A 3,907-nucleotide genomic window follows, 5' to 3' on the forward strand; every position below is an offset into this window, starting at 1 on the left:
GTGGTCCTGTGGTCCTGTGGTCCTGTGGTCCTGTGGTCCTGTGGTCCTGTGGTCCTGTGGTCCTGTAAGCAGGATTTCAGATCCCTTTATAGATGCAAGGGCTTTCGCTCCTGCTTTTCCCATAGGGCCTCAGGGCCATAGATCCACTCTGAAAACCGCTTCTGCTTTTCCGCTTTTGATCAATACTTAAACTCATCCGGCATATTGGTCGCTTCTTTTGACAAGGCCGGTTTTCTGCCCTGCCCTTTGCGGTATTGCTTGAGCTGGAAGACATACGCGAGCACCTGTGCCACGGCGCTGAACAGCCCATCGGGAATTTGCTGCTCTATATCCGTGGTGTGGTACAACGCACGGGCCAATGGCGGGGCAGGCACGATATCAATCTTGTGCTCGTTGGCAATTTCTCGAATTTTCAAAGCCAAGAAGTCGGTGCCTTTGGCTATGACCACGGGGGCCGAGTCGATTTCCGGTTTGTAGCGCAAGGCGACCGAGAAGTGCTCGGGGTTGGTAATGATAACGTCAGCCTGTGGCACATCGGCCATCATGCGACGCTGGGCCATTTCCCGCTGCAACATACGGATGCGCCCTTTCACTTCCGGCTTACCTTCGGTTTCTTTGTATTCGTCTTTGATTTCCTGCTTGGTCATTTTCAACTGCTCGTTGTGCTGCCAAATTTGGTATGGCACATCAATCGCCACCACGATCAACAACGAACAACTGATGAGCAAGACAAAACCAAGCAAAAGATCGAGCGCATGGAACAGGTTCTGTGGATACACCTCGATGGTTAACTGGAACAAGTCTTCCAGTCGGCTCTTCATCAACACAAAGGCCATGCCCGCCACCAGCACAACTTTAAGGATGGACTTGATCAGCTCGACCACGCTTTGTTTACCAAACATTCGGCCCAAGCCACTGATCGGGTTAATTTTCGACATCTTCGGCATCGCCGCTTCCATCGAAAAATTTATCCCGCCCAGACCAACCGCACCAATAATGGCGGCCACGAACAAGAACGCCAGCAAGATAAACAGCGGCATCGCCACATGCATCACCGCCGCGCTGATCACGGCAAACAGCCGGTTAAGATCGAAGATCTCCTCCCGACTCAGCGTAAACAACTTGGTCATCATGTCCGCTAAGCTGCGGCTAAGCGGTTCACCAAACCACATTAACCCGACGGCACCGGCAACCAGTACAGCGGCAGACGCTAATTCTCTTGAGCGCGGTATTTGCCCTTTTTCCCGCGCCTGCTGAAGCCTTCGGGCCGTGGCGTCTTCGGTACGTTCTTGACCGTCAGCGTCTGACATGGATGCATCTCACGTGAAAGTTGATGGAAAAAAGCGAGAACCTGGATCCTAGATCCTAGATCCTAGTTTCTAGTTTCTAGGGACGAGTTATGCTTCGCGTCGAGGGGCGAGGAAGAGCAGTTCCAGTTTACGAGTGCCGAGGGACGAGTCTCGAGGAAGATCAAAAGCAGAGAAGAACAGATACGAGAACCTAGATCCTCGTTCCCGTTCTTACTCGGAGCGCAGCGTGACTCGTCCCTCGATACTAGCCCTTTTAGACTCGTCCCGCGTCACTGCTCCGCTTTTCCCGTAGGGCCTTAGGACCAAGGGCCGCTCTTAAACCCGCTTTTGCTTTTGCTTCCGCTCTTACTCGGATCTCGCCCCTTTAAACTCGTCCCTGCTCTTCTTTTCCCATAGGGCCTTAGGACCAAGGACCGCTTTTAAACCCGTTTTTGCTTCTGATCTTTCTAGGAACTAGGTTCTAGGATCTCGCCCCTTCAGACTCGCCCCTCCCCCTAACACTCCACCCGCACGAGCGAGCAGATCTGGCTAAATCCGAGTCCCCAGTTGTGTTCATACTGCGGCATAATCCCCGCCACAAGAAACCAGCTGATCACAAAGCCCAGCAGCAGTGCCACGGAAAAACCCAACGCAAAAATGTTCAACTGCGGCGCGGCACGGGTCATAACACCGAACGCCAAGTTAATCGTCAACAGGGCGATGATCCCCGCCAGCGACATATTCAGCCCCAGCTTGAACATTAAACCGAACCACGTCGCCAAGTTGTAATAATCACTCGGCCGTAACATCAACTCGCCCACGGGCAAGGTCTGGAAACTCACAATCACCAATTGCAGTAATGCCAGATGCCCGTCGGTGGCCAAAAACAACATGATCGATAACATCATGTAGAACTGGCCGAGTACCGGGGTGTTTTGGCCGTTGGCCGGATCCACCATCGAAGCAAAACCGATGCTCGATTGCATCCCCAATATCTGCCCGACCAAGACAAACACTTGGGTGACAAACTGCGTGACCAACCCCATCGCCACACCGATAATCACTTGCTGAGCCGTGGTCAATAACCCGGCAAACGACAGCAAAGCAATCTGATCGGTGACTTTGGGTAACATTGGCATCGCCGTAAAGGTAATTGCCAAGGCTAAATAGAGTCGAATTTTGGCCGACACAAAGCGCGCGCCGAACACGGTCATCACCATCATCATGGATGAGATGCGTGTCAACGGCCACATGTAGTTCGCGACCCAATCAAGCAAAACCGCAGAGGTGAAATTCATTGCGTTCTCAGTACAGCAAGCTCGGGATCTGCTCAATAATGCGGTGGAAATAGTCCATCAACATCTGCGTCATCATGTGGCCAAAGAACATCAATGCCAGCAAGGTGACAATCAAACGCGGCAAAAAACTCAGGGTCTGTTCGTTGATGGAGGTCGCGGCCTGAAACACCGCCACCACCAAACCGATCAACAAACCGGGGATGACAATCACGCAGACCATCAACAGCACCATGTACAGCGCTTCTTGAAAGATTTCGACAAACGCTTCTGGGGTCATGTACCAAAGCTCCCTGCCAAGGTCGACAATATCAAGTTCCAGCCATCCACCAACACAAACAGCATCAGCTTAAACGGCAATGACACAATCATTGGCGACAACATCATCATACCCATCGCCATCAACACTGACGCGACCACCAAGTCGATGATCAAAAACGGCAAGAACAACATGAAGCCAATTTGGAAGGCGGTTTTCAACTCGGAGGTGACGAACGCGGGGATCAGCACCGTCATGGGGACGGTTTGCGGATCCGTTGCGGTCGAACCGGAGATTTGCACAAAGGTTTCGAGATCTTTGACCCGTGTTTGCTTGAGCATGAACTGGCGCAGCGGCTCTTGTGCCGCCTCAAACGCTTGGGTCGCCGTAATTTGTGCATTGATGTACGGCTGCACCGCATCGGTGTTGATTTTGTCTATCACCGGTGACATAACGAAGAAGGTCAGAAACATCGCGATACCGATAATCACCTGATTTGACGGCGTTTGCTGTAAACCCATGGCTTGGCGCAAAATCGACATCACCACCACAATACGGGTAAAAGAGGTCATTAATATAATGATGGCCGGCAAGAAGCCGAGTGCCGTCATCAACGCCAAGATCTGCAGGGTGACCGAGTAGTCTTCACTGCCGTCCGGATTCATGGTGACCGAAAACGCAGGGATGCCGCCCCCACCACCTTTGGTTAAGGTCATTTGGGTCGATCCCGCTTCCTGCTGCATCTGGCTCAACGTGACGCTTTGTGCCGCGCCGACCGACGCGGTATCGGCTAAGACAGGGAACACCAGCAACAACGAGAAAACCGCCAGAACGGCGGCAATCAGATTACTTCTTTTCATTTTTATTCAACATCTTGCTCAGCTGTTGGGCAAAATCGCCGCCAGGCAGCTCAGCCTCGGTGGGTAACGGCGTATCCAGCTTCCCCAATAAAGAGATCTGTTGTTGCGTGACCCCCACCAGCATCTGCTCATCACCCACTTGTAACAGCACAATACGCTCGCGCTGCCCTACCGGTAACTGGCGAAGAATACGCAGGGGAGAAG

At 52.5% G+C, this 3,907-nt stretch carries 5 protein-coding genes; all 5 read right to left on the reverse strand.

Features of this window, described 5'->3' with window-relative positions; translation table 11 throughout:
• Positions 1 to 179 precede the first annotated feature (179 nt).
• Positions 180 to 1,310: a flagellar biosynthesis protein FlhB gene (gene flhB / locus L4C36_RS23380; protein WP_428480172.1), complete on the reverse strand. Its 1,131-nt coding sequence runs from the start codon at positions 1,308 to 1,310 to the stop codon at positions 180 to 182.
• A 494-nt stretch (positions 1,311 to 1,804) separates the two neighbouring features.
• Complete coding sequence (gene fliR, locus L4C36_RS23385) at positions 1,805 to 2,587, reverse strand: flagellar biosynthetic protein FliR (protein ID WP_428480173.1); 783 nt, start codon at positions 2,585 to 2,587, stop codon at positions 1,805 to 1,807.
• A gap of 7 nt (positions 2,588 to 2,594) precedes the next feature.
• Positions 2,595 to 2,864, reverse strand: coding sequence for a flagellar biosynthesis protein FliQ (fliQ, locus tag L4C36_RS23390; protein WP_428480174.1), 270 nt, complete (start codon positions 2,862 to 2,864; stop codon positions 2,595 to 2,597).
• Positions 2,861 to 3,703, reverse strand: coding sequence for a flagellar type III secretion system pore protein FliP (gene fliP / locus L4C36_RS23395; protein WP_428480175.1), 843 nt, complete (start codon positions 3,701 to 3,703; stop codon positions 2,861 to 2,863). Before fliP ends, fliQ begins: the two co-directional genes overlap by 4 nt.
• On the reverse strand, positions 3,690 to 3,907 hold a 218-nt coding region (locus L4C36_RS23400; protein ID WP_428480176.1), incomplete at its 5' end, for a FliO/MopB family protein. The genes fliP and L4C36_RS23400, both read right to left, overlap by 14 nt.

Origin of the sequence: Photobacterium japonica, from assembly GCF_050337005.1 — a bacterium.
In the GTDB taxonomy this organism is placed as follows: domain Bacteria; phylum Pseudomonadota; class Gammaproteobacteria; order Enterobacterales; family Vibrionaceae; genus Photobacterium; species Photobacterium japonica.